Below are 3,661 nucleotides of genomic sequence, written 5' to 3'. Positions count from 1 at the left end.
CCGCCTATGTGATCCGTGAAGAACAACCGGCGGAAGATTTCCCGATGACCCTTGACCTTCGGCGGCCGGCAAGACTCTGATCAGCGATGGCAAAGGGGAATCACAAGAGGGGACGCGGCAAGCCGCAGACCCACAGCCTGCTGGAGCACTACCAGCCGATCGACGGCGTCGTCGACGAGATGGTCGATGCGTCAGGCAATCCTCGCCCGGCCTGGAAGCATTTTGTCGAGGCGCTCGAGGAACTTGGCGCTGAAAAGCTCGGCCAGCGCTTTGCCCGCGCCGACCAGTATCTGCGCGATGCCGGCGTCTATTACCGCGTCTATGACAAGGCCGGTGCCAATGAGCGCGAATGGCCGCTGGCGCATGTCCCGGTTCTCATCGAGGAGAGCGAGTGGGCGGCGATCAGCGCCGGCCTCGTGCAGCGCGCCGACCTGTTCGAGGAAACCATCGCCGATATCTACGGGCCGAACCGGCTGGTCGAGAAAGGCATCCTGCCGGCGGGATTGATCGCCGCCAGCCCGGAATATTTGCGGCCTGTCGTCGGCACCAGGCCGGCCGGCGGCCACTTCCTGCATTTCTGCGCCTTCGAACTCGGCCGCGGGCCTGATGGCCGATGGTGGGTGCTGGGTGATCGCACGCAGGCGCCGTCCGGCGCCGGTTTCGCACTGGAAAACCGCGTCGCCACCACGCGCGCGCTGTCCGACATCTATGGCGAGATGCATGTGCACCGCCTTGCCGGCTTTTTCCGCCGTTTTCGCGACGCGCTGATCGGCATGGCCAAGGAAACCGACGGCCGCGTCGCCATCCTGACGCCGGGGCCGCTCAACGAAACTTATTACGAGCACGCCTACATCGCCCGCTACCTCGGCATCATGCTGCTCGAAGGCGAGGATTTGACCGTCTCCGGCAGCCGGCTGATGGTGCGCACAGTTTCCGGCCTGATGCCGATCAGCGTGTTGTGGCGGCGGCTCGACGCCGCCTTCGCCGATCCGCTTGAACTGCGCGCGGATTCGCAGATCGGCACGCCGGGCCTGGTCGAGGCGATCCGCCAGGGCGCGGTTGCTACCGTCAACGCGCTGGGCTCCGGCCTGATGGAGACGCGCGCGCTGCTTGCCTTCCTGCCCAAGATTTCACGGGCCTTGCGGGGCGAGGAATTGCTGCTGCCAAGCGTCGCGACATGGTGGTGCGGGCAAGCAACCGAACGCGCGCATGTGCTGGCCAACATCGATCGCATGGTGATCGGGCCGGCGCTGTCGACGAGGCTTGCCTTCGAGGACGACGATTCAACGAAGCTAGGCTCGGCTCTGTCGGCCGGGGAGCGGGCGGAACTGGTGGCGCGCATTGAACGTGATGGCGGCGATTTCGTCGGCCAGGAAGCGGTGACGCTTTCGACGACGCCCGTCTATGTCGGCGGCTGGCTGGAGCCGCGGCCAGCCAGCCTGCGCGTCTACCTGGCGCGAACGCCGGAGGGCTGGACGGTGATGCCGGGCGGTTTTGCCCGAATCGGCCTGTCGCTCGACCCGACGGCGATCGCCATGCAGCGTGGCGGCCAGGCGGCGGATGTCTGGGTTGTCAGCGACAAACCGGTGGAGCGCGAGACGCTGCTGCCGCAAGAAGGCGACAGTTTCAGCCGCACCAGGCCCGGCAGCCTGCCCAGTCGCGCGGCGGAGAACCTGACCTGGCTCGGCCGCTATATCGAGCGCTCGGAAGACACGGTGCGCATCCTGCGCGCCTACCATGTGCGGCTCGCCGAAACCTCCGACCCGGATATGCCGCTGCTCGCCGACATCAGGGATTATCTCGAACCTTTCGGCATCGATGTGGAGACGGCGATCCCGTCAGGGCTGATCGGCACGCTGGATAGTGCGGTCTACAGCGCCGGGCAGATCCGCGACCGCTTCTCGCCCGATGGCTGGCTGGCGCTGAAGGACCTGTCGAAAACCATCCATCAGTTCGCAACGACGGTCGCGCCCGGCGACGACGCGACCCGGGCGATGACGGTCATCCTGCGCAAGCTCGCCGGCTTTTCCGGCCTGCTGCACGAGAACATGTACCGCTTCGCCGGTTGGCGCTTCCTCGAGATCGGCCGCCGGCTGGAGCGCGGTATCCAGATCTCCCGCACGCTGTCGCGGCTGACCAGCGCCAAGGCGCCGGACGGCGCGCTGGACATGATGCTGGAAATCGGCGACAGCGTGATGACCCATCGCCGCCAATATCCGGTGCAGGCCGGTCGGCGCACGGTGATCGACCTGCTGGCGCTCGATCCGCTCAATCCGCGCTCCATCCTGTTCCAGCTCGAAAGGCTGAAGGCCGAAATCGGCCTGTTGCCGTCGCTCGGCGGGGAGGGACAAATGTCGCCGGCGGCGAAGGAAATCCTGCAGCTCAACACCCAGATCGCCATCAAGGAGCCTTCGGATATGACGGCAAAGGCGCTGGACGACCTCGCCTATGAAATCGGCGGCCTCTACAACAGCCTCGCCAAAGCCTATTTCGGCTAAGCAGGTTCCGCAAAAGTGTCGCACGGGTTTTGCGACAAGAACCTGCGCAAAGGCAGAAAAATAGAACATGCTCTACGACATCAGGCTTCATCTGCATTACGATTACGCTGCGGCGGCCGGCGGCGGTCGTCATCAGGTGCGCGTACTGCCGTCGACGATATCAGGCGTGCAGCGTGTCATCGCCGCATCCCTGTCCTTTGCGCCGGCACCCAACGAACGTTCCGACTTTTCCGATTTCTTCGGCAACAACGTCACCTCGATCGCCTTTCGCGACGCGCATGACGCGCTCGACATCAGGATGAGCGCCCGCGTGTCGGTGTCTCGGCCCGAGCCCGGGCTCGACGTGTCGCCCGATATCGCCCGGCTGAGGCAAGAACTCGCCGCGATGCGGTCTCTGGCACCTGATGCACCGCACCACTTCCTGACGGCCAGCACCCATGCCGGCATCGACGATGCGATCACCGCTTACGCACGCGACAGCATCGCCGGCTCCGCCGCCGGCACGGCCGTGAGCCTGTGCAATCGCATCCATCGCGATTTCACCTATGACGGCGAAGCGACAACGGTGCGGACCCGGGCCAGTGATGCCTTCAAGTTGAAGCGCGGCGTTTGCCAGGACTTTTCACACATCATGATCGCCGGCCTGCGCGGGCTCGGTATTCCGGCCGGCTATGTCAGCGGCTTCTTGCGCACCATCCCGCCGAAGGGCAAGCCCCGGCTGGAAGGCGCCGATGCCATGCATGCCTGGGTCAAGGTCTGGTGCGGGCGCGATGCGGGCTGGCAGGAATTCGATCCGACCAACGGCATGCGGGCCAGCAACGACCATATCACCGTCGGCCACGGCCGCGACTATTCGGACGTGGCGCCGATCGTCGGCGTGCTCAAGACCACGGGGGGACAGGTTGGCGAGCAAGCTGTCGACGTCATTCCGGTCGTGCTCGAAAGAGCCTGAAGCAGGTCGTACACGCAGCGGTATTTGCGCCGCAATTCGGGATGGACAAGACTGCTTCTCAAATACCGATGCGGCCGCTAGTCTGTATTCGTTTCGGGGTGACGGTAGTTGTATCCTCAAGCGCATGGCGCGAGGTTTTGTAATTGAGAGCAATCAGCGTCGTCATTCCTGCCTGTAACGCGGCGGCGACCATTGCTGCAACGCTGGCATC

At 64.8% G+C, this 3,661-nt stretch carries 2 protein-coding genes; both read left to right on the top strand.

Translation table 11 applies throughout. The annotated features are described in order from the left end of the window. The first annotated feature begins 86 nt into the window (after positions 1 to 86). Positions 87 to 2,498: a circularly permuted type 2 ATP-grasp protein gene (locus EN939_RS25100; RefSeq protein WP_127270503.1), complete on the top strand. Its 2,412-nt coding sequence runs from the start codon at positions 87 to 89 to the stop codon at positions 2,496 to 2,498. 67 nt (positions 2,499 to 2,565) lie between these two features. After that, positions 2,566 to 3,450: a transglutaminase family protein gene (locus EN939_RS25095; protein ID WP_127270501.1), complete on the top strand. Its 885-nt coding sequence runs from the start codon at positions 2,566 to 2,568 to the stop codon at positions 3,448 to 3,450. The last annotated feature ends 211 nt before the right edge of the window (positions 3,451 to 3,661 follow it).

The sequence above is a fragment of the Mesorhizobium sp. M7A.F.Ca.CA.002.05.1.1 genome (genome assembly GCF_003998335.1).
Classification (GTDB): Bacteria; Pseudomonadota; Alphaproteobacteria; order Rhizobiales; family Rhizobiaceae; genus Mesorhizobium.
The sequence above is the reverse complement of the archived record's forward strand: the minus strand, read 5'-3'. Positions and strand labels throughout refer to the sequence as shown.